The organism is Pantoea sp. RSPAM1 (assembly GCF_038816185.1).
GTDB classification, from domain to species: domain Bacteria; phylum Pseudomonadota; class Gammaproteobacteria; order Enterobacterales; family Enterobacteriaceae; genus Pantoea; species Pantoea ananatis.
This window is the reverse complement of the sequence record NZ_CP046137.1, coordinates 2,099,509-2,125,061: the sequence shown is the minus strand read 5'-3', so window position 1 is coordinate 2,125,061 and position 25,553 is coordinate 2,099,509. Positions and strand designations below refer to the sequence as shown.

Genomic DNA, 25,553 nt, shown 5'->3' with positions numbered 1-25,553 from the left:
CTGTTCGCATCTGTAAAGCCTTATTGAGAATTTTTCTCATTTCCACATCAACGCCAGGCCTTTATTCTTCACGCAACTTCGCGTGCTTACACGTCATTTGCGTCTCTGCGCAAATAGACCATGTCACGTAACTGTACGCCCTCTTCGATAATCGTTTTTCATCATTGTCCGTGAAAAAATCCTTGACCCGGTGTGACGCGCGGAAACCGCTTTTATGATAAAAACGCAGTATCCCCGGTACGTCCCCGGTGCCGACGTACATCGTCTTGCACGCTTTTAAAAACGTCTCTGCAAGATAAGCCAGCATCGCGCGTCCATAGCCCTTCCCCTGATCTGCCGGGCAGGTCGCAATATTTTTAAGCGCGCATTCCGTCTCGTTTAAACGCGTCACCACAGCAATGCACTTCACTCCGTTATCCCACAGCCTGAACACGCGTCCGCTGGCAAGATAGCGGTCGATCATATCTCTCTGTTCATCGGCCAACAGCAGTCGCGGCAGGTAGATTTTTTTTCTTTTCCGTCACTTCATCGCTCGTCATGCGTGCTTTCCGCCTGTGCCATCGACACTAACAGGTTCTGCCTGGGTAAAAACTGATCGCGTTCGGCTGCGGCAGCCAATTCCATTTTTACGCCAGTGCGCGCGCAAACAGCGGGTAATCGCTGATGCGTATTTGGGGCCAGGCCCGCTTTGCGATACACTCTGCCTAATGCCTGAGAATCGTTGAGTTCTATGTTAAAACTAATTCCTTCGCTGTTACTGAGTCTCAGCGTGTTGAGCGCGCCTGTGTGGTCTGCGCCGACGCTGGCGGGCGATATCCGTCAAAGCGGATTCGTCTATTGCGTTAACGGCACGCTGAATACCTTCAATCCACAGATGGCCAGCAGTGGTTTAACGGTGGATACGCTGGCTGCACAGCTGTACGACCGCCTGTTAGATGTGGATCCTTACACCTACCGGTTGCAGTCCGATCTGGCCGCCAGTTGGGAAGTCCGTGATAACGGTGCCACCTACCGTTTTCACCTGCGTCATGGGGTGCAGTTCCAGCACACCGCAACCTTCAAACCCACCCGCACCCTGAATGCGGATGACGTGGTATTCAGCTTTGCCCGCATGTTCGATCGCAGGCATCCCTGGCATAACGTCAACGGTGGCTATTACCCCTATTTCGACAGCCTACAGTTCGCCGATTCCGTTCAGAGCATTAAAAAAATCGATAACGATACCGTCGAATTTCGTCTGAATAGCCCGGATGCCTCTTTTCTCTGGCACCTGGCGACGCACTACGCGCCCGTTTTGTCGAAAGAGTATGCTGACAGCCTGGATAAAGTGGGCCGCCAGGAAGCGCTGGATCGTCACCCTGTCGGCACTGGTCCTTTCCAGTTGAGCGAATACCGCAGCGGGCAATATATTCGTCTGGCGCGAAACCCGCATTACTGGAAAGGCGTGCCGCGCCTGCAGCAGGTGGTTATCGACCTCGGAGCCGGCGGAACAGGCCGTTTATCGAAGCTGCTTACGGGCGAATGCGACGTGCTCGCCTATCCTGCCGCCAGCCAAATATCCATTCTGCGTGACGATCCCCGACTGCGCATGACGCTGCGGCCCGGGATGAACATCGCCTATTTAGCATTTAATACCCGTAAACCGCCGCTCGACAGGCCGGAAGTTCGTCACGCGCTGGCGCTGGCGATGAATAATGAGCGTCTGATGGAATCTATCTATTACGGCACTGCCGAGACGGCTGCCTCAATACTGCCTCGCGCGTCCTGGGCTTACGATACCGATGCCAGCATTACCCCTTACGATCCCAAAAAGGCCAAAGAAGCGCTGGAAGCCGCTGGCGTTCACGATCTTCATCTGCGCCTGGTCGTGCCCGCGGCCTCGCAGTCCTGGAACCCAGCACCGCTAAAAACGGCAGAGCTTATTCAGGCTGACCTTGCGCAAATTGGCGTACAGGTCACCATCGTGCCGGTTGAGGGGCGTTTTCAGGAGGCACAGCTGATGGCAATGAACCACGATCTGACGCTGGCGGGCTGGGCAACCGACAGTAACGATCCCGACAGCTTCTTTCGTCCGCTGCTCAGCTGCGCCGCCATCAGTTCCCAGACCAACTATGCTCACTGGTGCTCACCCACGTTTGACGACACGCTGAAAAATGCCCTGTTGTCACAGCAGTTATCGGGGCGTATTGAAAATTATGATAAAGCCCAGCAAATTCTGGCGCGCGAGCTGCCCGTTCTGCCGCTGGCTTCATCTTTGCGTCTGCAAGCCTATCGGCATGATATTAAAGGTCTGGTTTTGAGTCCGTTTGGTAATGCGTCATTTGCCGGCGTGTATCGTGATGAGCGAGAGGAACGTTAAGTGGTCATCTATATCCTGCGTCGCCTGGTATTGCTGGTGATTACCTTGTTTTTTCTTTCGCTGGTGAGCTTCAGCCTGAGCTATTTCACCCCTAACGCGCCGCTGGAAGGCGCATCGTTGTTCGATGCCTGGTGGTTCTGGTTTAAGGGCATGCTGCAGCTGGACTTTGGGGTTTCCAGCACCAATGGCCAGGAAATTGGCGTACAGCTGCGTGAGGTGTTTCCCGCGACGATGGAGCTGTGCCTGATGGCCTTTAGCTTAGCCTTGATCGTCGGGATACCGCTGGGCATTTGCGCCGGTGCAATGCGCCATAAATGGCAGGATAAACTGATCAGCGCTCTCGCCCTGCTAGGGTTCTCGATTCCTGTGTTCTGGCTTGCTTTGTTGTTTACGCTGTTTTTTTCATTGACGCTGGGCTGGCTGCCGGTTTCCGGCCGCTACGATTTGCTCTATCCGGTCCAGAACATTACCGGCTTTGCCTTGATCGACGCCTGGCTCAGCCCCTCGCCGTGGCGGCATGAAATGATGATTAGCGTGCTGATGCATCTGATTTTGCCGGTGACCGTTCTGGCCATGGCGCCAACGACCGAGATCGTGCGTTTATTGCGCATCAGCACCATCGATGTCGTGGAAAAAAGCTATGTGAAGGCGGCAGCCACCCGTGGGTTATCCCGTTTTACCGTGATCCGCCGCCACGTTCTGCATAATGCCCTTCCGCCCGTCATTCCACGCCTTGGTTTGCAGTTTTCCAGCATGTTAACGCTGGCGATGATCACGGAAATGGTCTTCAACTGGCCCGGTCTGGGGCGCTGGCTGATTAACGCTATCCGCCAGCAGGATTATGCGGCGATATCGGCCGGTGTGATGGTGACCGGCGGCGTGGTGATTGTGGTGAATGTGCTCTCTGACATTGTCGGTGCGGCGCTGAATCCGCTGAAACATAAGGAATGGTATGCCCTACGATAACATCTACGCCGAAAAACGCCTGCCGAGCGCAATTCGTCAGAGCTGGCACCATTTTTATAGCGACATGCCTGCGATGATAGGCCTGTACGGCTTTGGCGCACTGCTGCTGCTCTGTCTGTTTGGGCATTTCCTGGCACCTTATCCCATCGACCAGCAGTTTTTGGGCTACCAGCTGTTACCGCCCTCCTGGTCACGCTACGGTGAAGTGTCGTTCTTTCTTGGAACAGACGATTTAGGGCGTGATTTACTCAGCCGTCTGCTCAATGGCGTGGCCCCGACAGTGGGTTCAGCCATTGTCGTTACGCTGTTTGCCACTTTCTGGGCACTGGTACTCGGTATCGTGGCGGGCATGACGCACGGTGTGCGCTCTGCCGTGCTGAATCACGTGCTGGACACGTTACTGTCAATTCCTTCTCTGCTGCTGGCCATCATCGTGGTGGCCTTTCTTGGCCCACGCCTCGAACATGCGTTGCTGGCGGTCTGGCTGGCGCTGATGCCACGGCTGGTGCGGGAAATTTACAGCGCCGTTCATGACGAACTGGAAAAAGAGTATGTGGTGGCGGCGCGTCTCGACGGGGCGACCAGCATTCATATTATGTGGCATGCGATTCTCCCTAACGTGTTACCGATGCTGATCAGTGAAATTACGCGTGCGCTCTCCATGGCCATTCTTGATATTGCCGCCCTGGGATTTCTCGACCTTGGCGCGCAGTTGCCCTCACCGGAATGGGGCGCGATGCTGGGCGATTCCCTGGAGCTGGTCTACGTGGCCCCCTGGACCGTGATGTTGCCCGGTGCGGCGCTGATGGTCAGCGTATTGGTAGTTAACCTGCTCGGTGATGGCATTCGTCGGGCCGTCGAGGCGGGAGTGGAATAATGCCGTTACTGGATATTCGTAATCTGACAATTGAATTTATGACCGCGGACGGGCCGGTTAAAGCAGTCGATCGCGTTAATTTGTCTCTCAGCGAAGGCGAAATTCGCGGTCTGGTCGGGGAGTCCGGTTCGGGCAAGAGCCTGGTGGCCAAGGCGATTTGCGGCGTGACTAACGACAACTGGCGCGTTACCGCAGACCGCATGGTCTTTGATGACGTTGATCTGCTGCGTCTGTCTGCTCGTGAGCGCCGCCGCATCGTGGGTCATAACGTATCGATGATTTTTCAGGAGCCGCAATCCTGTCTCGATCCCTCTGAAAGTGTCGGGCGTCAGCTGATGCAGGCGATTCCGCGCTGGACCTATAAAGGCCCGTGGATGAAGCGCTTTTGGTTCTGGCGTAAAACCCGGGCTATTGAACTGCTGCATCGGGTAGGCATAAAGGATCATAAAGACATCATGCGCAGCTTTCCCTATGAGTTAACCGAGGGCGAGTGCCAGAAAGTGATGATCGCCATCGCGCTGGCGAATCAGCCCCGCCTGCTGATTGCGGATGAGCCAACGAATGCGATGGAGCCGACAACCCAGGCGCAGATATTCCGCCTGCTGAGCCGTCTTAACCAGAACAATAACACCACCATTTTATTGATCAGCCACGATCTGCGCACGATGAGCCAGTGGGCTAACCGCATTAACGTCATGTACTGCGGCCAGACGGTCGAAACGGCGCAAAGCGAAGATCTGATGACGACCCCGCATCATCCCTACACTCAGGCTTTGATTCGCGCCATGCCTGATTTTGGTCGTCCGCTGCCGCACAAAAGCCGACTGAACACCTTATCCGGCGCGATTCCGTCGCTGGAGAGCCTGCCGATTGGCTGTCGCCTGGGGCCACGCTGTCCCTATGCACAGCGCAAGTGCATTGAAACACCGCGGCTGACGGGCACCCGCTCGCACCTTTACGCCTGCCACTTCCCGCTTAACGTTGAGGGCCAATAACATGGAAACGTTGCTGGAAGTTCGCAATCTCAGCAAAACCTTTCGCTACCGCACTGGCCTGTTTCGCCGCCAGCACGTAGAAGCCGTGAAATCCGTCAGCTTTACGCTGCGTGAAAAACAGACCCTGGCGATTATCGGCGAAAACGGATCGGGTAAATCGACCCTGGCGAAAATGCTTAGCGGCACCGTTGCCCCCAGCGACGGGGAGATCATTATTGACGATCATCCGCTCAGCTTTGGTGATTATGGCTATCGCAGCCAACGCATTCGCATGATTTTTCAGGATCCGTCAACGTCGCTCAACCCGCGCCAGCGCGTCAGCCAGATTCTGGATCTGCCGCTGCGCCTGAATACCGGGCTGGATGCTGAGGAACGGGAAAAACGCATCATTGCAACGCTGCGTCAGGTGGGATTGCTGCGCGATCACGCGGGTTACTATCCCCACATGCTGGCACCGGGCCAAAAACAGCGCCTTGGGCTGGCACGGGCCTTGATCCTGCAGCCCAAAGTGATTGTGGCCGATGAGGCGCTGGCCTCTCTGGATATGACCATGCGCTCTCAACTGGTCAATCTGATGCTGGAATTACAGGAAAAACACGGCATTGCTTATATTTATGTGACCCAGCATCTTGGCATGATGAAGCACATCAGCGATAAAGTACTGGTCATGCATCACGGTGAAGTGGTGGAACGCGGCGGAACGGCAGACGTGCTCGCCTCGCCGCTGCACGAGATGACCAAACGCCTGATCAACAGCCATTTTGGCGAGGCGCTGACCGCCGAAGCCTGGCGGCGTGAGCGTTGATTTTGCGCCATATTGTGGAAAACGCTGAGCGGTTTTCCTGATTTCAAGCAGACGTGCTAGAATCCGCACGTCGATTAACGTCGGTCGTCTATTATTTAAACAACACGACCGCCAACTACCATGACCATAAGGATTACAGCTATGGGTTTTCTTTCCGGTAAGCGCATTCTGATTACTGGTGTTGCCAGTAAACTTTCCATCGCCTACGGTATTGCACAGGCGATGCACAAACAGGGCGCAGAACTGGCTTTCACCTACCAAAACGACAAACTGAAAGGTCGTGTGGAAGAGTTTGCCAAAGATTTGGGTTCTGACATCGTGCTGCCATGTGATGTTGCAGAAGATGAAAGCATCAAATCCCTGTTCGCTGAGCTGGCAAAAACCTGGCCGAAATTTGACGGTTTCGTGCACTCCATTGGCTTCGCCCCTGGCGACCAGCTGGATGGCGATTACGTCAATGCCGTAACCCGCGAAGGTTTCAAAATCGCGCATGACATCAGCGCCTACAGCTTTGTTGCCATGGCAAAAGAGTGCCGTGCGATGCTGAACCCTAACTCCGCCCTGCTGACGCTGTCTTACCTGGGTGCAGAGCGCGCTATCCCTAACTACAACGTGATGGGCCTGGCGAAAGCGTCCCTGGAAGCAAACGTCCGTTACATGGCTAACGCGATGGGTCCTGAAGGCGTGCGTGTCAACGCCGTGTCTGCGGGTCCGATTCGTACCCTGGCGGCATCGGGCATCAAAGATTTCCGTAAGATGCTGGCCCACTGTGAAGCGGTCACCCCGATTCGCCGTACCGTCACCATTGAAGACGTGGGTAACTCTGCGGCCTTCCTGTGTTCTGACCTTGCGGGTGGGATCACCGGTGAAATCGTTCACGTTGACGGCGGTTTCAGCATCGCTGCGATGAATGAACTGGAACTGAAATAAGTTTCTCACGGGCGAGCGCATTGCTCGCCCTGAGTGCCCCCTGCCCGATCCCCGCGTTATTCCTTATCGCTATTAATTATCACCGATTGGTCTTTTGCCCTGACCTGCCCGTGGGCGACGATAAGTCAGCCCTGCGGCCTGCGAATGAATCACCGCATGCGCCGCATCAGATTTTGCAAAAGGACTGACGATGCAACAACGCCGCCATCCCGGCCAGGACCACTGGTTTTATGAAAGTCAGACCCGTCCGCGCAGCGTACAGGCTGCCCCGCTTTTTCCAGAGGCCGCCCATATCGATGACCGGTTTTTACTGGGGTTGGCACAGGACGCTTCCGCTATTCAGCCTTTACTTCAGGCCGACCAGCCCGCTATACAAATCGCCCATCACGTTGTTGACCAGCTGTTTCCCGACCAGATTGAAACCACGCTGATCCATACGCTTACGCTGTATGACCGGCTAAGCACCGCCTTGACGGTGGCTCAGGTGGCTGGCATTCAACGCCTGTGTAACCACTATTCCGCCCGCCTGAATCCCCTGCCGGGTCCTGATTCCTCGCGTGAAAGCAACAATCGCCTGACACAAATTACGCAATATGCCCGCCTGCTGGCGATGCAGCCCGCATTAATTACGGCGGAGAGCATCCGCGCGCTGCATGCGGTAGGGCTGAGCGAAGCCGATATCGTCACACTTAACCATCTGGTGGGCTTTGTCTGCTATCAGGCGCGCGTCATCGCCGGGATTCATGCTCTGCTGGAACGGCCGGTGCGCTGGATGCCGGGTATGTCACCGGCTCCTGACGCCGATGTGGCGACGTTTGCTCAGCCCTGCGCGTGGCAGCCTGTGCTGACGCCGCTGGAGCCGCGCTATGCCAGCGAGGCGCAACATGCCGCTGTCGCCGCGTGTCAGCATGCGCCGGTGCTTAAAGATACGGTCTGGCTGCTGGCTCACGCGCCTGCGCTGCTGCAAAGCTGGTTTGCCCTGCATCAACAGCTGCAAGATGGCGCAAGCGCAAGCGTGGAGGCGACCGCCGCCCGGATACTGGGCAGCCGCTGGATCTGGCAGCATGCTGCGGATGCAGAAAAGCGAATGAGTCAGGCGGACGAGGCGAAAACCAACACTGCGCAGCAGGCTGTCATCACACTAACCGCTCAGCTCACCCGCCAGCCAGAGCGCGTCAGTGCGCCCGATTTGCAACCGCTGGCGCAAGCTGGCTGGTCACATGCCAGGCAGTTCAGCGTGATACAGGCTATCGCGCTGGCCAACTGGAACAGCCGGTTGTTTTATGCCTGCGGTGAAGCCAGCTAGCTGGCCAGATAGCTTCGTGCTTCGTCATAAAAATGCTGTGCGAGCGGCGTGGCCCGGCCAGGCTCGGCGATCACCAGCGCGGCCTGACGCGCCATTTTTGGCATCGAAATAGTGCGCTTTTCCAGGCCGTGTAAGGATTCAGGCAGCAAATGGCCACGCGGCGAGATCAGAACACCCAGACCGACCTGGGTACACTGCAACAGCTGCATGACAGAGGCGCTTTCAACCACCACGCGCGGCACCAGCGCCGCATCGCGAAACGTCATATCCAGATAGCGGCGAAAATAGCGGGTTGGCTCCGCCAGACACAGCGGCTGCTGCGCCAGCGTTGGCAGGTCAAGCGTTTCATGGGCGCATAACGGGGGGAAATGGGCGGGATGAAAAACCGCCTCAACGCCGCTATCCGCCAGCAGCGATGCCTGAAAATGCAGTTCCCGCAGCGTCGCCATTTCAAAAAAGCCAATGCCGACATCAACCGTGTGGCTGTTCAGCGCGTCCAGCAGTTGATCGGCACTTAACACGGCAATCCGGTAATCCAGCTGCGGATAGCGAGCCTGCACGGCTTTTAACAGTTCTGCCAACGAAACGCTGCACTGCGGGACCACACCGAGGCGAAGCGTACCGTTCACGCCGTGTTTTAACGACTCGACCTCCAGCTTCAGCCCCTGATAAACCGAAACGATTTCCCGTGCCCACGCCAGTACCCTGTCGCCCTCCGGCGTGAAACCGGCAAAGTTGTTACTGCGGTTGATCAGCGACAGGCCCAGTTCACGCTCCAGGTTTTTTAACCGCATGGATAAGGTTGGCTGGCTGACAAAGCTGGCTTCGGCGGCACGACCAAAATGGCGTTCGCGTTCGAGATTGCAGAGATAGATCAGTTGCTTGATATCGATTTTCTTTACCCGCCGTCACACCGTTCTCATGAACACCTATTATGAGCCGATGGGTTAACAGATTGCCAGTCGGAGATAGCATTGTGGTAAAGAGATCGCGGGCGCTTGCGGTTTCGTGCGTGCGGCGTAGTGGGTAAGCGCTGTTAAGACGGCGGTACATCAGACAATCAGGCGGAGAACGCCTCATGTGGGCAATGGATTGGGTTTCTTGTAGATCTTAACATTGCATAATTTGTAATTATTATTGGTGTTTCCCTGGTGTTGCGACACTCATTTCGTGGGATACGGCCAGGCGTGATCAATCCCTGTGGAAGAGAGGACGCCGGTAGCCAGTAAATAAATCACCACCAGCGAAAATAATATAATTGCCGATATTTCAACGATTTTAACCAGACTGTGTTTAGCCATCAATAACCCCCTTTTGATTGCGTGTATTTGACCTTCACCTCTTACCTTAGAGTGTTACCGGTAAAGTACAAGTCCCGTTCACAAAATGAAACATAAAGCCCGGCTTATATATTGTGACCAGTTTGTTACACACATCCGGATTATCGCGAAGACGCTTTTTGGGGACAGCGGACAGTGAGTAGGCAGGAAGTAAGGCGGCCAAGGCAAAGGAGTGACAAACGGCAAAAGCACGGTATTGCACCTTTGCCGGGTAAAAGGGGATTATCCGACGCCCAACGCTGATTTCACCTCTTGTGCGATTTTCTCAACCTGTGGGCCATAAATCACCTGCACATCCTGTTCGCTCACGCGGTTAATTCCATTCGCGCCTGTGCTTATTAACGTCTGGTCCACCACTTCTTTCATGTCTTTGACGCGAACCCGCAAACGCGTGAAGCAGCAATCGACATCTTCTATATTGGCCGCCCCGCCCAGTCCGCTGATGATCACGTTAGTGCGCTCGCTGGCTTCAACAAGCTGGGGTTTTTCCTCGTCCGTTTCCCGCCCGGGCGTTTCGACATGCATGCGCGTAATCACATAACGAAACGCGTAGTAATAAACAGGTGCGTAGATTGCCCCAAGCACCAGCGTCCACCACCAGTGGGTTTTACTGCCACCCAGCACGCCGAACACCACCAGATCGATAATGCCGCCCTGCACGTTACCAATCATCAGATGTAGCATCGACATCAGCATAAATGACAGGCCCGTTAGAAATGCATGCAGCAGATAGAGCACCGGCGAAACAAAAATAAAGCAGAACTCCAGCGGTTCGGTGATCCCGGTGGTAAAGGACGTCAGCGCGCCGGCCATGACCAGCGCCTTAACGCGCTGCTTATGCTCAGGCCTTGCCGTGTGATAGATCGCCAGGGCCGCGGCCGGCAGGCCAAACATCATGACCGGTATTTTTCCCTGCGCCAGAAACTGCGTGGCGGTGCGGAGCGTCGTATCAGGAATCATCCCGGGGTGGGTTAGCGAGGTATTGAAGATATTTAATGCGCCAACGATCGTCTGCCCGTCCACGATGGCCATACCGCCGATGGGCGTAAAGCGCACGGTTTCATTCAGGATATGATGCAGGCCAGTCGGGATCAGAATACGTTCTGAAGCGCCCAGCAGGAACGCACCATACTGCCCACTCCGACCGATCATCTGTCCTACCCAGGCAATACCTTCACCGATAGTGGGCCAGACGAGCGCCAGAAGCACACCGATCAGCGGCAGGAAAACCACCGTTACGATGGGCACAAAACGGCGTCCGCCAAAGAAACTGATCGCCGTGGGGAGCTGCTGGGTATAAAAGCGGTTATGCAACATGACGGTAAGCAGTCCGGCAATCACGCCGCCCAGCACGCTCATGTTGTAGGTGAAAATGCCCAGCATCTGGATATATTCCGCCGAGGTCATCATGGCCGTGGTCTGATCCATTCCGGCCTGCTGCAGCGCCTGAGGTGTGGTCGTGGCGGCGGTAATGCCCCTGGCGGCCAGCGTAGCGTTAATGCCGACATTCATGGCGATATAGCCGATAACTGCGGCAAAGGCTGCCGTGGGCTTTTCCGCTTTTGCCAGCCCGATGGCGCTGGCCACGGCAAAGAACAGCGGCAGATTAGCAAAGAGCGCGCCTGCGACTTTACGAATAAACCCGATGATAAGCTGGGCAACCTGCATCTGTGCGAAGGCTTCACCGGTGACAGCGGGATTCTGCATGGCGGCAGCCAGCCCCAGGAAGATGCCGGCCGCCGCAATCACCGATATCGGCATCATCAACGCCTTGCCAAACGCATGAATCTGGCTGGTCAGTTGTTTCATGGTGTCGCGCCCTTTTCTGTTTTAAACAGCAAGTATTAGCGCGATGTGCCGATAACACCCGTTATGACAAGGTTACGAAAAGGTAAAACATGAACACCATCACACTTGACGTGCCCCACGATAAACGCCAGCTATCGCACCATTAAGCCAATCAATTAGACAAGCTTTGTTGTGAATAGCACACTAATCTTTACCATCAGGATATATCCTTGCAACATTCGTCCAACATAAAAATAAGCCTGCACACATGATGAAATTTAAGCGTCAAATTAAGCCATACCGTGCCGCAGCGGGCGGCTGGGGTTCACTGGAAGCCACCACACGTTTTGTTTTCGACAGTAAAGCTGCGCTGAAAAATTTGCGTAACCTCATGCGCATGAACAAAGCACGCGGCTTCGACTGCCCGGGCTGTGCCTGGGGCGATGACAATAAAAGTACCTTTAGCTTCTGCGAAAACGGTGCAAAAGCCGTCACATGGGAAGCTACGCGCCGCGTTGTTGATACCGACTTTTTTGCCAAACACAGCGTGGCAACCCTGTATGCACAAAGCGACTATTTTCTGGAATATCAGGGCCGCCTGACACATCCATTGCGTTACAACGCCGAAAGCGATCATTACGAACCCATCAGTTGGGATGATGCCTTTGCGCTCATCGCACAACATATTAAAGCAATGGATAACCCGGATCAGATGGAGCTTTACACCTCTGGTCGCGCCAGTAATGAAGCCTCCTGGCTTTATCAACTGTTTGGCCGCATGTTGGGCACCAATAACTTCCCGGACTGCTCCAATATGTGTCACGAGGCAAGCGGTGCGGGCCTGAAACGCAGTATCGGCGTGGGTAAAGGCACCATCCGTCTTGACGATTTTGACCATGCCGATGCCATTTTTGTCTTTGGCCAAAATCCAGGGACAAACCATCCGCGCATGCTGCACAGCCTGCGTCACGCCGCCGACCATGGCGCAAAAATCGTGACCTTCAACACGCTACGCGAGCGCGGTCTGGAACGTTTTGCCGATCCGCAAAAGCCGCTGGAAATTGTCACGTCTAAAGCGGGCACCATCAGCTCTGCCTATTACCAGCCGCATCTGGGTGGTGATATGGCTGCCGTTCGCGGCATGGTGAAAGCCCTGCTGGAAACGCATCGTGCACGCCTTGCGGCGGGCGAAAGCGGCCTGTTCGACCAGGCTTTCCTGAATGCCAAAACCCATGGCGTTGAGGCCTATTTTGATGCGGTCGATAGCACTGACTGGATGCAGATAGTGGCGCAGTCCGGCCTGACAGAGGCGCAAATCCGCGAAGCGGCGGCAATTTATCAGAGTGCCGATCGGGTTATTTGCACCTGGGCCATGGGCATCACCCAACACAAGCATTCGGTTGATACCGTGCGTGAAATCACCAACCTGCAGCTGCTGTTTGGGCAGTTAGGCAAAAAAGGTGCAGGCCTGTGTCCTGTACGCGGTCACAGTAATGTTCAGGGTAACCGCACCATGGGCATTGACGAAAAACCGGCTAAGCCTTTCCTCGATGCACTGGGTCAGCACTTTGGCTTTGAACCCCCGCGTGCTGCAGGCCACAATACTGTTGAAGCGCTCAACGCCATGCTGCGTGATGAAATCAAAGTGCTTATCGCGCTCGGGGGCAACCTCGCAGCGGCGGCACCGGATTCCCCGCGCACTGAAGAAGCCTTGTCCCGCTGTGGTCTGACGGTGCACATCAGCACCAAGCTTAACCGCAGCCACCTCGTGCCGGGTCATGAAGGACTGATTCTGCCTACGCTGGGCCGCACCGAGCGCGATCTGCAGGCTACGGGTAACCAGTTTATTACGGTCGAAGACTCCTTCAGCATGGTTCATGCCTCTGAAGGCGTCGGGATTCCGTTGGCGGAAACGCAGCGTTCTGAAACCTCAATTGTGGCGAGTATTGCTCACGCGGTTCTTGGTGATGACAAGGTGAAGTGGTTAGATCTGGCAGCGGATTACAACCTGATTCGCGATCATATCGCGGCCACGATTCCGGGTTTTGCCGACTTCAATACCAAATGCGATCAGCCTGGCGGGTTCTATCTTGGCAACGCGGCGGCAGAACTGCGTTTTAATACGCCGACCGGCAAGGCTGAGTTTAGCCCTGCTGCGCTGCCCCACTCGCTGTTTCCTCAGTTGGATCAGGACGTGCCCTTCACGCTGCAAACGCTGCGTTCGCACGATCAGTACAACACGACGATTTACGGTCTCGACGACCGCTATCGCGGCGTTTACGGTCAGCGCGAAGTCGTCTTTATCAACCCCGATGACATGGCTGAATTAGGGTTCAGTGAGGGGCAGAACGTGGATATTGAAACGCTGTGGAATGATGGCGTCACGCGTCGCGTCAGCGGCTTCAAGCTGGTGCCTTATAACATTCCTCGCGGCAACCTGGCCGCCTACTATCCTGAAACCAACCCGCTGGTTCCGTTAAACAGCTTCGGTGATATCAGCGGCACGCCCACCTCAAAATCCGTGCCGGTTAAGCTCGAACTGACGCAGGCGCTGCCAACCCAACGCATTGCCTGATTCAGGCTTTTCTCCAGGCAAAAAGCCGGTTCGTCCGGCTTTTTGCCTTGCCGCGAGACCCCGATTCGCGTAAAACTGTCAGCCGCTATTAGGCCACGAAACGTAAAAATCATGTTCCAGGATAATCCGCTGCTTGCGCAGCTTAAAGAGAAGCTTCACTCGCAAACGCCCCGTGCAGAAGGCGTTGTTAAAGGCACCGAAAAGGGATTCGGCTTTCTGGAAGTCGATGCTCAGAAAAGTTATTTCATCCCGCCGCCACAGATGAAAAAAGTGATGCATGGCGACCGTATCGTTGCCATCGTCCACAGCGATAAAGATCGCGAAAGTGCCGAGCCCGAAACGCTGGTCGAGCCCTTTCTGAGCCGTTTTGTTGGCCGCGTGCAGAAAAAAGATGACCGCCTTTCAATTGTGCCCGATCATCCTCTGCTTAAAGACGCGATTCAGTGTCGTCCGGTCCGTGGACTGAGCCATGATTTCCAGAATGGCGACTGGGCCGTGGCGGAAATGCGTCGCCATCCCTTAAAAGGCGACCGTGGCTTTTATGCCGAACTCACCGAATTTATCGTTACAGCCGACGACCACCTTGCGCCGTGGTGGGTGACACTGTCACGTCATAATCTGGAGCGTGAAGCGCCAGAAATTGGCTTTGGCGAAATGCTGGACGAAAGCCTGACGCGTGAAGACCTGACCGCGCTGGATTTTGTGACCATCGACAGCGCCAGCACGGAAGATATGGACGATGCGCTGTATGCTGAAGCGCTGGACGATGGCGCCCTGCGTCTGACTATCGCCATTGCCGATCCCACCGCTTACGTTGCCGAAGGCAGCGAGCTGGATAAGCTGGCGGCGCAGCGTGCCTTCACCAACTACCTGCCGGGCTTTAATATTCCCATGCTGCCGCGTGAGCTGTCTGACGATGTCTGCTCGCTGCGCCCTGACGTGCGTCGGCCGGTTCTGGCCTGCCGCGTGACCGTGGCTCAGGATGGAAGCCTGGCGGACGATGTGCAGTTCTTTGCGGCCTGGATCGAGTCCAAAGCCAAGCTGGTATACGACGAGGTTTCAGACTGGCTGGAAAACAGTGGCGAATGGCAACCACAGAACGACGCGATTGCTGACCAGATTCGGTTGCTGCACCGCCTGTGCCTGTCACGCGCCGAGTGGCGTCAAAACCACGCGCTGGTGTTTAAAGATCGCCCGGACTATCGTTTCCTGCTGGGCGAAAAAGGCGAAGTGCTGGAAATCGTCGCCGAACCGCGCCGCATAGCGAACCGGATTGTTGAAGAAGCGATGATTCTGGCAAACATCTGTGCCGCCAACGTGCTGCGCGAAAAGCTGGGCTTTGGTATCTACAACGTCCATGCCGGTTTTGACGCAGCAAACGCCGAACAGGCCGCTGCTGTCCTGGCCACGCACGGCATCACGGCCGATCCTCAGGCGATCACCACGCTCGACGGTTTCCGCGTGCTGCGTCGTGAGCTGGATGCGCAGCCCACTCAGTTCCTCGACAGCCGTATTCGTCGTTTCCAGACCTATGCAGAGATCACCACCGAGCCGGGCCCTCACTTTGGTTTGGGGCTGGAAGCCTATGCCACCTGGACCTCACCGATTCGTAAGTTTGGCGATATGATCAACCATCGTCTGCTGAAGGCGATCGTGCGCGGCGAACCCATCGGCCGTCCGGACGATGCGCTGACAGTCACGATGAGCGAGCGTCGTCGTCTAAACCGCATGGCCGAGCGCGACGTAGGTGACTGGCTCTATGCCCGCTATCTGTCGCCGTTTGCCGCAACTGACCGCAAGTTTAGCGCAGAAATCATTGATGTATCACGTGGTGGCATGCGCGTTCGTCTGCTGGAAAATGGCGCCGTAGCCTTTATTCCTGCGCCGTTCCTGCATGCTGTGCGCGATGAGCTGGTGTGCAGCCAGGAAAGCGGTACAGTACAGATTAAAGGTGACGTGGTTTACCGCGTGTCAGACGTGATTGACGTGACCATTGCGGAAGTTCGCATGGAAACACGCAGCGTTGTTGCACGCCCTGCCGCCTAAGACACCACCGTCGGAACAGCACAGCCTGCTCCGACGGTCTTTTTCCCTTCGCCTGCCTCTGTATCTCTGCGTTAAATTTGCTCCACACTTCACAGTTTTATCTTTATTAACTTCCACTTACATTACATTACATTAACGTTAGCTCGTTGTATCCGATCGCCTTCCATTCGGTCTCTACAAGGAGTGAGTTATGAAGAACGTCAAAAACGGCGTGCTCTGGCTGGCAGTGGCGTTAATTGGCGCGGGTGCGTTCGCGATGCTGGCGCTTAACCGCGGCGAGCACGTCAACGCAGTCTGGCTGGTGATTGCCGCCGTAGCCTGTTACAGCATCGCTTATCGTTTTTACAGCCTGTTTATCGCCCGCAACATTTTTGAACTGGACGATCGCCGTCTTACCCCCGCCGAGCGCCTCAGTGATGGCCTTGACTATGTTCCCACCAATAAGTGGGTGCTGTTCGGTCACCACTTTGCGGCTATCGCGGGCGCCGGGCCGCTGGTCGGCCCTATTCTGGCGGCGCAGATGGGCTTTCTGCCGGGCACGATCTGGATCCTGATTGGGGTGATGATGGCGGGTGCGGTACAGGACTTCCTGATCCTGTTTATCTCTACACGACGTGACGGCCGTTCCTTAGGAGAAATGGCCCGTCAGGAGCTGGGCGCCTTTGCCGGGGTGATTACCATGCTGGGTGCGCTGGGCGTGATGATCATCATACTCTCCGCGCTGGCGCTGGTGGTGGTTAAGGCCCTTGCGAACAGCCCGTGGGGGCTGTTTACCATTGCAGCAACGATTCCTATCGCCCTGTTTATGGGCATTTACATGCGCTTTCTGCGCCCGGGTAAGATCGCCGAAGTCTCCTTGATCGGTTTTGTGCTGATGATGGCGGCCATTATTTACGGTGGTGATGTGGCTCAGCATCCCTACTGGGGCCCGTTCTTCACACTGAAAGGCACCTCTCTGACCTGGGTGCTGGTCATCTATGGTTTTATCGCCTCGGTGCTGCCGGTCTGGCTGCTGCTGGCTCCCAGAGATTACCTGTCTACTTTCCTGAAAATCGGCGTGATTGTCGGGCTGGCCGTTGGCATCGTCTTTGCCATGCCAGAACTGAAAATGCCCGCCGTGACCAAATTTATTGATGGCTCAGGCCCGGTCTTTTCCGGCGCCCTGTTCCCGTTCCTGTTTATTACCATTGCCTGTGGCGCCATCTCCGGCTTCCATGCGCTGGTCTCCAGCGGCACCACGCCGAAGCTGATTGAGCGTGAAAGCCATATTCGCTTTATCGGTTACGGCGCGATGCTGATGGAGTCGTTTGTGGCAATCATGGCGCTGATATGCGCCTCTGTGCTGGACCCTGGCGTTTACTTTGCGATGAACGCCCCTGCTGCACTGATTGGCTCTACGGTAGAAAATGCGTCTCAGGTGATTAACGGCTGGGGCTTTGTCGTCACACCTGAAATGTTAAGCGGTATCGCCAGAGACGTGGGAGAAGCCTCAATTCTGTCACGCGCCGGGGGCGCGCCAACCTTTGCGGTCGGCATGGCGCACATCATTACGGAGGTGTTCAACAGCCGCGCGATGATGGCCTTCTGGTATCATTTTGCCATCCTGTTTGAAGCCCTGTTTATCTTAACCGCCGTGGATGCCGGTACGCGCGCTTGCCGGTTTATGGTGCAGGATCTGGTCGGGACGGTTGTGCCTTCACTGGCCAATAACCGCTCATGGCTCGGCAACCTTTCCGGCACGACCGTCGCCGTCGCAGGTTGGGGTTTCTTCGTTTATCAGGGCGTGATCGATCCTCTTGGCGGGATTAACACGTTGTGGCCGCTGTTTGGTATTGGTAATCAGATGCTGGCATCGATGGCGCTGATTCTGGGCACGGTCGTGCTGTTTAAGATGAAAAAGCAGCGCTATGCGTGGGTGACGATTTTGCCCACTATCTGGCTGTTTATTACGTCGATGACAGCAGGCTGGCAAAAGATTTTCCACGAAAAACCGTCAATTGGTTTTCTTGCTCAGGCCAATAAATTCCGAAAAGGCCTGGATGATGGCGTCATCATCGCACCCGCGAAAACCGTGGCCGATATGCAAACCATCGTATTCAGTAACCAGATTAATGCTGCCCTGTGCGGGTTCTTTATGCTGGTTGCCGTTACGATGCTGATTGCGGCCTTCTTTGTCATTCGTCGCGCGCTGCGTAGCGCTCTACCCACTACGCATGAGTCAGACATATCCTTACGTAAGGAGCTTCGTCATGGTTGACAGCATCCATCGCGTAGCGCGACCACAGGGTCGCTGGCATATAATGCGCTGCGCGCTGCTTTCCAGGCCAAAACCCGTGGGTTTTCGCTGGCGAGCGCTGTGGCAGGGACTTCAGCAAAGTTTTCGTTTAATGGTCGGCGTGCAGGATTACCCGAAATACCTGCAGCATATGCGGCAACATCATCCTGACATTACGCCGATGAGCGAGCGGGACTTTCATCGTTATTGTCTGGATGCCCGTTTCCCCAGCCAGGCCGGTAAGCTGGGAAAATGTCCGTGCTGAATAGAAAATGTGCCCCGCTTCGGCGGGGTTTTTTCTGCCCGTTTTTTCTGGAAAGCAAAATAAATACAGTTTCGTCTTGTGCTGGCGTCAGTTGATGAATACTGTTGCTAAAATAACGAGATAACGCCAGCAATGTACTTCCCGGAGGGAGTGACCATGACCGATGAACAAGGGCAATCGTTGTTGTATACCTTGTTTGGTACAACCAGCCCTCATTGGCGATTAACCGCAGACAGTGATGCGCTGCTTTTTGCCCTGGATGAATCATCGAATACCAGCGTTGCTGTGCCATTGACGCCCGGCCAGTGCAGCTTATTGCGCGCGATGCCCGTTATTACTTCCAGTATTAATCTGACGTTAACGATTCACGGCGAGCAAGTCGCCATGCATTTTGTTGGCCGGCGGATCAACCAGTCTGTATGGGCGGGCACCGCTTCGGCATGGGGCGATACGTCGGCGGTAGCGCGCGACCTGACGCTGGGCCTGTCATTTGCTGAACAGGTCGTGTCGGAGGCCAACTCGGTCATCGTTATCCTCGATCAGCGCGGCAACATTCAACGCTTTAACCGCCTCAGCGAAGAGTATACCGGCCTGTATGAACAGGATGTGATCGGCCGTAATGTTTTCCAGCTGTTTATGACCAAACAGGAAGCTGCGGCCTCACGCAGGAACATCGCAGGGTTCTTTCGCGATGGGAATTCCTACGAAGTGGAACGCTGGATCAAGACGATGAAAGGACAGCGACTGTTTCTTTTTCGTAATAAGTTTGTTCACAGCGGCAGCGGTAAAAATGAAATTTTCCTCATCTGTTCAGGAACGGATATTACGGAAGAACGCCGTGCGCAGGAGCGCCTGCGCGTGATGGCCAACACCGATGGCATCACTGGCCTGCCCAATCGCCACGCGATTCATCAGCAAATCAGCCATGCGCTGGAGCGGGCTGAGGGCAGTGAAACTGGCGTGGTCTACCTGGATTTAGATAATTTCAAAAAAGTGAATGATGCCTACGGTCATATGTTCGGCGATCAACTGTTGCAGGCCGTTTCCCTGGCGATTCTGAGCTGTCTGAGCAAGAACCAGACGCTTGGACGGCTGGGCGGTGACGAGTTTGTGGTGCTGGCTGAGCACACCAGTCAGGCTGCGCTGGAAGCCATGGCTACGCGCATTCTCGATCGCCTGCGTCAGCCTTTCCGCATCGGCCTTATCGAGGTTTACAGCGGCTGCTCCGTCGGAATCGCCCTGGCCCCGCTACATGGAGAGGACCGTGAATGTCTGATTCGTAACGCTGATACGGCGATGTATCACGCCAAAGAGAACAATCGTGGCCGCTATTGTGTTTTTGCCGAGGAGATGAACCGTCGGGTTTTTGAATATCTCTGGCTCGACACCAACCTGCGTAAAGCGCTGGAGCAGGACCATTTATTAGTGCACTACCAGCCTAAAGTGGATGCTGACGGTAAAGTGCGCAGTGCGGAAGCGCTGGTTCGCTGGAACTCACCCGAGCGCGGGCTGGTTTCACCCGGTGAATTTATTCCCTACGCGGAAGAATCCGGGCTGATCGTGCCACTGGGTCGCTGGGTCATGCTTAACGTGCTGAAGCAAATTATTGCCTGGCGAGAGCAGAATATTTATCTGCGCGTCGCGGTTAATGTCTCGGCGCGCCAGTTGCTCGACCAGACAATCTACAGTGACCTGAAACAAGCCCTGACGGATGCCGGACTCACCGAGTGCCCGGTGGATATTGAACTGACGGAAAGCTGCCTGATTGAGAATGAAGCCGAAGCGCTCAAGCTGATGCGTAAATTTCAGGAACTGGGTGCCCAGATTCACCTTGATGACTTTGGCACCGGTTATTCCTCCCTTTCACAGCTGGCGCGCGTCCCTATTAATGCGATCAAACTGGATCAGAGCTTTATCCGTAATGTGAATAAACGACCCGTTTCTCAGTCACTCGTCAGGGCGATTGTTGCGGTCGCGAAGGCGCTTGATTTGCAGGTCATTGCCGAAGGCATTGAAACCGTCGATGAAGAAGCCTTTGTGCTCAAAAGCGGCGTTGATGGTCGACAAGGCTATTTTTACGCAAAACCAATGCCCGCCGATCAGTTTGGGCACTGGCTGGCTCAGCATCCTGCCCGCGTGTAATTCTCTAACCCGCTTTACGCAGTGATGCGCTGTGGCGGTTTTGTAACTGGACTAAACGTTCCATATAGGCGATATCCTTCGCTTCAAGGGTGAATGCATAATCTACCCAGTCCTCGGTGATATCCATCAGTTCAGCGCGTGACAGCTGCAGTACCCGCTGGCGCGCCTTCAGCATGGCGCGTACGCCATTCAGCTTGGGTCGAAGCGTATCGATAAAGGTACGGGTGGCGCGGTAGCTGTCGCCCGGTTGGAAAACCTTATCGACCAGACCACGGGTTTCATACCATTCGGCACTGTGCGATTCGCCTTCCATAATCAGCTCTTCCGCCAGTTTCATGCCCGAACGCCGTGCGACTAACGAGTAGCCGCCCATTCCGGGAAACAGGTTAAAGGCGATTTCCGGAAACCCCATCCGCGCATTGTTTTGCGCCAGAATAAAGTGATGGGCCAGTGCAGCTTCAAAACCGCCGCCTAACGCACTGCCTTCAATCATCGCCAGCGTTACCGCGCCGGTGTCAAATCCGCGCGCCGCCGAGTGGATGCAGTCAACACAGGCACGGGCATAAGCACGTAACGCTTCGCGACGATTGTTGCGGATACATTCCACAAAAAAGCGCAGATCGCCCCCGGCATTAAACATTTGTGGTACTAACGAGCCGGTGACCCAAAAGTCGACAGGTAAGCCCGATCGCTGCGCCGTGTAGCTCAGATTCATGATCTCTTCAATCAACTCATGATTAAAACTGGGTCGTGGCTGGGCGCGCAACATCATCCACATGGTGCGACGACCTTCCTCGTAATAGGCAACTAACTGCGTGGTTTGTCCGGCTTCAGAAAACAGTCTGCATGTGGGTTGGTTAATCACGGTCATTGTCTCATCCTCTATTATTTTGATGCGCTAATTGCGCCACATCAGCCTAATCCAGAGTGAGGCCAGACCAAATGAGAGATTGATTTACAACATAAATTCCAGAGTGATCCCCGATGCACCACCATTAAATGATTAGTAGACTTACTTGATATATCCCGCTTTTATCACAGAAAGGCGCGAACCTATAACCGGCATTGATGAGACTGTCTTTCCCTTAAGGCTCGCTCATCACTAGCCATTTCGGGACGCAGACATCGCTGCGCCCCAGGCATTATTTCTGGCCGTACCAGGCATTTTCCCCGTGTTTGCGCAAATAGTGCAGATCAAGCAGGGTCTGCTGAATGGGAGGCAGGCTGGCCGTGAGCTGCTGGCTGAACAATCCCATGTAAGCCACTTCTTCCAGTACCACTGCACTGTGGACGGCCGCATGTGCGTCTTTGCCCCAGGCGAATGGCCCGTGAGAATTTACCAGCACGGCAGGAATGGCCGAAGGAGAAAGTCCGCGCTCTGCGAAGGTTTCAATGATCACCTCGCCCGTATTCCACTCATACTGATTTTTGATTTCTTCATCACGCATGGCTCGGGTGCAGGGAATCTCACCGTAAAAGTCGTCCGCGTGGGTGGTGCCCCACGCGGGGATGGCACGTCCGGCCTGCGCCCAGATGGTGGCATGGCGAGAATGCGTATGGACAATTCCACCAACCTCAGGCCAGGCCAGGTAGAGTGCCCGGTGCGTAGCCGTATCGGATGAAGGCCGTTTTTCGCCTTCCACCACATCGCCGGTCGCCAGATTGACTACCACCATGTCCTCCACTTTCATGACATCGTAACTGACGCCGGAAGGTTTAATCACTAACAGACCTTGCTCACGGTCAATCGCGCTGACGTTTCCCCACGTGAAGGTGACAAGGTTGTATTTGGGGAGATCCAGGTTGGCTTCCAGGACCTGTTGTTTAAGGTGCTCCAGCATTTTTTTCTCCTGCTGAGAAGGGTTGTCATAGTGTGCGGAGCAGGCAGAAAAAACGTTATGGAGCAAATAGCTAAAAAGCAGCGGAAAATGGCTGTGAATGAAAAATTGTGTCGCGAATTAAGAATTTTCCATCTTCGGAAATTCTGCAAAATGAATAGAATTCTGTCAGGCATCAGACAGGTCCATCTGTTAATGATGCTTTTCAGCCGCTACAAGCAGATTGTCCATGGTGTCTGGCATTTTTATACTGAAAGGAAGCGGTAATAATGCCTCACAGGCGGCCTGAAAAAATTTCACAGCTATACTTACTGTGTTGCATCTGCATACACAATAAAGGAGAAGTGCATGACAATTACAATGAAAAAATTGACCGCCGCTGTTCTGGCGACCACCCTGGTTGTGGCGTTGAGCGGCTGTTCAAACTGGTCTAAACGTGACCGTAACACTGCGATTGGCGCAGGTGCCGGCGCAATTGGTGGCTCTGTATTAACCAACGGCAGCGCGCTGGGTACCTTGGGTGGTGCAGCTGTGGGTGGTATTATCGGTCACCAGGTTCACTAAGCACGCTATAAAAATAAATCACGGCTACGCAGCGCATCTACATAATAAAAAACCGGGCTACCTTGTAGTCCGGTTTCTTCTTTCAACCCCCAGCCAGTTTTACCTTCATTCCTTTGGCTTCCAGCAGGCTTTTTAATAAATCGCGCTTGTCGCCCTGGATTTCGATCACCCCCTCTTTGACCGATCCGCCACAACCGCATTTTTTCTTCAGTTCAGCGGCCAGCTGATTCAATGCTGCATCATCCATATCGACGCCAGAAATCAGGCAGACACCTTTGCCTTTGCGTCCGCTGGTCTGGCGCTGAATGCGAACAATGCCGTCGCCTTTGGGCCGTTCCGCCTTTTGTTCAGGCTGAGTGATACGGCCAGCGTCAGTTGAATACACCAGGGGATTATCGTGACTCATTTTACGCTCTCCAAATCCTGCAACAGCGCCTTAAGTGTCGCTGCGGGGTCCGTTGACTGCGTAACAGGACGCCCTATTACCATATAATCGACGCCAGCAAGGCGGGCCTGCTGTGGCGTCATAACGCGGCGCTGATCGCCCGCGTCGCTTCCCAGAGGCCTGATGCCGGGAGTCACCAGCTTAAAATCATGACCGATCGCCTGTTTGAACCGCGCGGCTTCATGTGCGGAGCAGACAACCCCATCAAGACCGCATTCGCGCGTGAGTTTTGCCAGGCGTTCAGCCTGTTCTGCGGGAGACAGCGTGATGCCCAGGCCCAGTAAATCTTCGGCATCCATACTGGTCAGCACGGTGACGGCAATCAGTAACGGCGCCTGCTCACCGTAGGGAAGAAGCGCTTCACGGGCGGCATTCATCATGCGTGCCCCGCCGCTCGCATGCACGTTCACCATCCAGACGCCAAGATCGGCGGCGGCAGCGACCGCACGGGCGGTGGTATTGGGGATATCGTGAAATTTCAGATCGAGAAAGATCTCAAATCCACGCTGTTGCAGGGTTTTTACCAGCTGTGGGCCGAACAGTGTGAACATTTCTTTGCCCACTTTCAGACGGCAGCTGCCCGGCTCTATCTGATCGACAAAATGCAGCGCGCTGTTCATATCGTGGTAATCAAGCGCCACTAACACCGGTGAAGTCTGGGATAAGGCCATGCTATTTCCTCTGCGGTAGGCACCTGCTGGCGCGTTAGACAAACGGCACGCATTCTACCTGCCCGCTTTTCGCATCACAATCCCTGTGGCGCTGCCAGGCGAGAAACGCACGGAGATCAGGTCATTTCTGTTATCAGCGCTAATAGTATGTTGTAACTAAAATACATTGAAAACTGAGACAATAACCAACGGGTTATTGCCCATCCAGTCCGCGAATCGGTTTGACTGATGACCAGGTCCGGCATGACGGACAGTGCCAGTAGAGCGCATGGGCCGTAAAGCCACATTTCTGGCAGCGATAGCGTGGTTTCGTGCGAATTTGCTCGCCGACCAGATCGCGCAGCACCATCAGGCTCTCTTTTGCACGACCATCCTCCGCTTCATGCAGATGAAACTCCATCAGACGATGGAATACGCGCATGTTGGGGTGACGCTGTAACTGGTTATTAATGTAGTTTTGCGCGGCTTCCGCGCCCTGCTCCTGCTCCAGAATCGCAGAAAGATACAGTTCCGCCGCGGCGCCGGTGTTCTCTTCCACACAGCGTTTAAGAAATGCGGCCCAGGCGTCGGGCTGATTAAGACGCTGAAAACAGGTTTCCAACATTGGCAGCGTTTCACTGACCAGCTCTTTATCCTGATCCAGAACACGCTGCAGATGTTCGATGGCTTTGGCGTACTCCCCTTTCTCCATCAGGATGCGCCCCATCATAATCGAGACGCGTGCGCTCTGGCGATCGGCTGACTCCCCCTTTTTCAACAGGGTCATCGCCCTGTCGAGATCGTCGCTGCTCATTGCCTGCAGCGCGAGTTCGCAATAAAAATGGGCAATCTCACCCTTCTGCTTGTCTTTGCCCAGTTTAACCAGCCGCTCAGCCACCTCGATAGCCTGAAGCCAGTCGCTGGTTGCCTGATGAATAAGCAACAACTGTTGCAGTGCACCGACCCTGAAATCTGTCTCATCCGTCAGCTGTTTGAACATGTCTTCGGCGCGGTCATAAAGCCCTGCTGCCATATAGTCACGGCCCAGTTGCTGGATAGCCAGCAAGCGTTGTTCGTAGCTTAACGACGCGCTTTCCATTAAAGACTGATGAATTCGAATGGCGCGGTCAACCTCACCGCGCGAACGGAACAGGTTGCCAAGGGTCAGGTGCGCTTCAACCGTGCCGCTGTCTTCCTTGAGCATGTCAAGAAACAGATCGACCGCCTTGTCCTGCTGGTTGGAGAGTAAAAAGTTTACCCCTGCGACGTAGTCACGAGACAGGCGGTTTGATTCCTGTTGCTTATCCTGCTGCGCGCTTCGGCGCCCCATGTACCAACCATAGGCAGCGGCGACAGGAAGTAACAGAAACAGCAGCTCTAACATGGA

At 55.0% G+C, this 25,553-nt stretch carries 22 protein-coding genes; 13 read left to right on the top strand and 9 right to left on the bottom strand.

Annotated features, from left to right (window positions below; translation table 11 throughout):
• Positions 1-61: 61 nt before the first annotated feature.
• Positions 62-463, bottom strand: a complete 402-nt coding sequence (locus GKC68_RS10445; protein ID WP_342656803.1) for a GNAT family N-acetyltransferase — start codon at positions 461-463, stop codon at positions 62-64.
• A 267-nt stretch (positions 464-730) separates the two neighbouring features.
• Here GKC68_RS10445 and sapA point away from each other — a divergent pair, with 267 nt between their 5' ends.
• The 7 genes from sapA (at position 731) to GKC68_RS10410 (ending at position 8,238) form a co-directional block, all read left to right on the top strand.
• Positions 731-2,359 (top strand): ABC transporter substrate-binding protein SapA, encoded by a 1,629-nt coding sequence (sapA, locus tag GKC68_RS10440; protein WP_028724211.1) that lies wholly within the window; start codon positions 731-733, stop codon positions 2,357-2,359.
• Positions 2,360-3,325, top strand: a complete 966-nt coding sequence (gene sapB / locus GKC68_RS10435) for a putrescine export ABC transporter permease SapB (RefSeq protein ID WP_047715254.1) — start codon at positions 2,360-2,362, stop codon at positions 3,323-3,325. It begins immediately after the preceding gene.
• Positions 3,312-4,202 (top strand): putrescine export ABC transporter permease SapC, encoded by an 891-nt coding sequence (sapC, locus tag GKC68_RS10430; RefSeq protein WP_047715255.1) that lies wholly within the window; start codon positions 3,312-3,314, stop codon positions 4,200-4,202. The genes sapB and sapC overlap by 14 nt, the downstream gene beginning before the upstream one ends.
• The gene (gene sapD, locus GKC68_RS10425) at positions 4,202-5,197 is read left to right on the top strand and encodes a putrescine export ABC transporter ATP-binding protein SapD (protein ID WP_013025910.1); all 996 of its coding nucleotides are present in this window, start codon (positions 4,202-4,204) and stop codon (positions 5,195-5,197) included. Before sapC ends, sapD begins: the two co-directional genes overlap by 1 nt.
• Before the next feature lies 1 nt (position 5,198).
• Entirely contained in the window at positions 5,199-6,002 is an 804-nt protein-coding gene (gene sapF, locus GKC68_RS10420) for a putrescine export ABC transporter ATP-binding protein SapF (RefSeq protein WP_014605756.1), read from the top strand.
• Positions 6,003-6,143: 141 nt separating this feature from the next.
• Entirely contained in the window at positions 6,144-6,932 is a 789-nt protein-coding gene (gene fabI, locus GKC68_RS10415) for an enoyl-ACP reductase FabI (RefSeq protein WP_028724208.1), read from the top strand.
• 190 nt (positions 6,933-7,122) lie between these two features.
• Positions 7,123-8,238, top strand: a complete 1,116-nt coding sequence (locus GKC68_RS10410; protein ID WP_342656802.1) for an oxidoreductase — start codon at positions 7,123-7,125, stop codon at positions 8,236-8,238.
• On the opposite strand, the gene GKC68_RS10405 is transcribed toward GKC68_RS10410, so the two are convergent.
• From GKC68_RS10405 to GKC68_RS10395, 3 genes are all read right to left on the bottom strand, one after another.
• On the bottom strand, positions 8,235-9,131 hold the full coding sequence (locus GKC68_RS10405) for a LysR family transcriptional regulator (protein WP_033765953.1): 897 nt from the start codon (positions 9,129-9,131) through the stop codon (positions 8,235-8,237). The genes GKC68_RS10410 and GKC68_RS10405 overlap by 4 nt on opposite strands.
• Positions 9,132-9,401: 270 nt before the next feature.
• Positions 9,402-9,539, bottom strand: a complete 138-nt coding sequence (locus tag GKC68_RS10400; RefSeq protein WP_193750157.1) for a hypothetical protein — start codon at positions 9,537-9,539, stop codon at positions 9,402-9,404.
• A gap of 261 nt (positions 9,540-9,800) precedes the next feature.
• Positions 9,801-11,387, bottom strand: coding sequence for a PTS transporter subunit EIIC (locus tag GKC68_RS10395; RefSeq protein ID WP_089527927.1), 1,587 nt, complete (start codon positions 11,385-11,387; stop codon positions 9,801-9,803).
• A 250-nt stretch (positions 11,388-11,637) separates the two neighbouring features.
• Here GKC68_RS10395 and GKC68_RS10390 point away from each other — a divergent pair, with 250 nt between their 5' ends.
• The 5 genes from GKC68_RS10390 (at position 11,638) to pdeR (ending at position 20,669) form a co-directional block, all read left to right on the top strand.
• Positions 11,638-13,941: an FdhF/YdeP family oxidoreductase gene (locus GKC68_RS10390; protein WP_058705805.1), complete on the top strand. Its 2,304-nt coding sequence runs from the start codon at positions 11,638-11,640 to the stop codon at positions 13,939-13,941.
• Positions 13,942-14,052: 111 nt separating this feature from the next.
• Positions 14,053-15,987: an exoribonuclease II gene (locus tag GKC68_RS10385; protein ID WP_342656801.1), complete on the top strand. Its 1,935-nt coding sequence runs from the start codon at positions 14,053-14,055 to the stop codon at positions 15,985-15,987.
• A gap of 190 nt (positions 15,988-16,177) precedes the next feature.
• Positions 16,178-18,244, top strand: a complete 2,067-nt coding sequence (locus tag GKC68_RS10380; RefSeq protein ID WP_047715259.1) for a carbon starvation CstA family protein — start codon at positions 16,178-16,180, stop codon at positions 18,242-18,244.
• Positions 18,237-18,527 carry a CstA-like transporter-associated (seleno)protein gene (locus GKC68_RS10375; protein ID WP_028724201.1) on the top strand — a complete coding sequence of 97 codons (291 nt, stop codon included), beginning with the start codon at positions 18,237-18,239 and terminating at the stop codon, positions 18,525-18,527. Before GKC68_RS10380 ends, GKC68_RS10375 begins: the two co-directional genes overlap by 8 nt.
• Positions 18,528-18,683: 156 nt before the next feature.
• On the top strand, positions 18,684-20,669 hold the full coding sequence (pdeR, locus tag GKC68_RS10370) for a cyclic di-GMP phosphodiesterase (RefSeq protein WP_058705688.1): 1,986 nt from the start codon (positions 18,684-18,686) through the stop codon (positions 20,667-20,669).
• Positions 20,670-20,673: 4 nt separating this feature from the next.
• On the opposite strand, the gene GKC68_RS10365 is transcribed toward pdeR, so the two are convergent.
• Both GKC68_RS10365 and araD read right to left on the bottom strand, forming a co-directional pair.
• Positions 20,674-21,540, bottom strand: coding sequence for a crotonase/enoyl-CoA hydratase family protein (locus tag GKC68_RS10365; RefSeq protein ID WP_028724199.1), 867 nt, complete (start codon positions 21,538-21,540; stop codon positions 20,674-20,676).
• A 271-nt stretch (positions 21,541-21,811) separates the two neighbouring features.
• Positions 21,812-22,510 (bottom strand): L-ribulose-5-phosphate 4-epimerase, encoded by a 699-nt coding sequence (araD, locus tag GKC68_RS10360; RefSeq protein ID WP_047715262.1) that lies wholly within the window; start codon positions 22,508-22,510, stop codon positions 21,812-21,814.
• 345 nt (positions 22,511-22,855) lie between these two features.
• Here araD and osmB point away from each other — a divergent pair, with 345 nt between their 5' ends.
• Positions 22,856-23,071, top strand: a complete 216-nt coding sequence (gene osmB, locus GKC68_RS10355; protein WP_028724196.1) for an osmotically-inducible lipoprotein OsmB — start codon at positions 22,856-22,858, stop codon at positions 23,069-23,071.
• Between the two features lie 82 nt (positions 23,072-23,153).
• Here the strand turns inward: osmB and yciH are convergent, their stop codons facing one another.
• From yciH to lapB, 3 genes are all read right to left on the bottom strand, one after another.
• The gene (gene yciH / locus GKC68_RS10350; protein ID WP_342656800.1) at positions 23,154-23,477 is read right to left on the bottom strand and encodes a stress response translation initiation inhibitor YciH; all 324 of its coding nucleotides are present in this window, start codon (positions 23,475-23,477) and stop codon (positions 23,154-23,156) included.
• Positions 23,474-24,187, bottom strand: a complete 714-nt coding sequence (gene pyrF / locus GKC68_RS10345) for an orotidine-5'-phosphate decarboxylase (RefSeq protein ID WP_047715264.1) — start codon at positions 24,185-24,187, stop codon at positions 23,474-23,476. The genes yciH and pyrF overlap by 4 nt, the downstream gene beginning before the upstream one ends.
• A 193-nt stretch (positions 24,188-24,380) precedes the next feature.
• Positions 24,381-25,550 (bottom strand): lipopolysaccharide assembly protein LapB, encoded by a 1,170-nt coding sequence (gene lapB / locus GKC68_RS10340; RefSeq protein ID WP_028724193.1) that lies wholly within the window; start codon positions 25,548-25,550, stop codon positions 24,381-24,383.
• Positions 25,551-25,553: the final 3 nt, after the last annotated feature.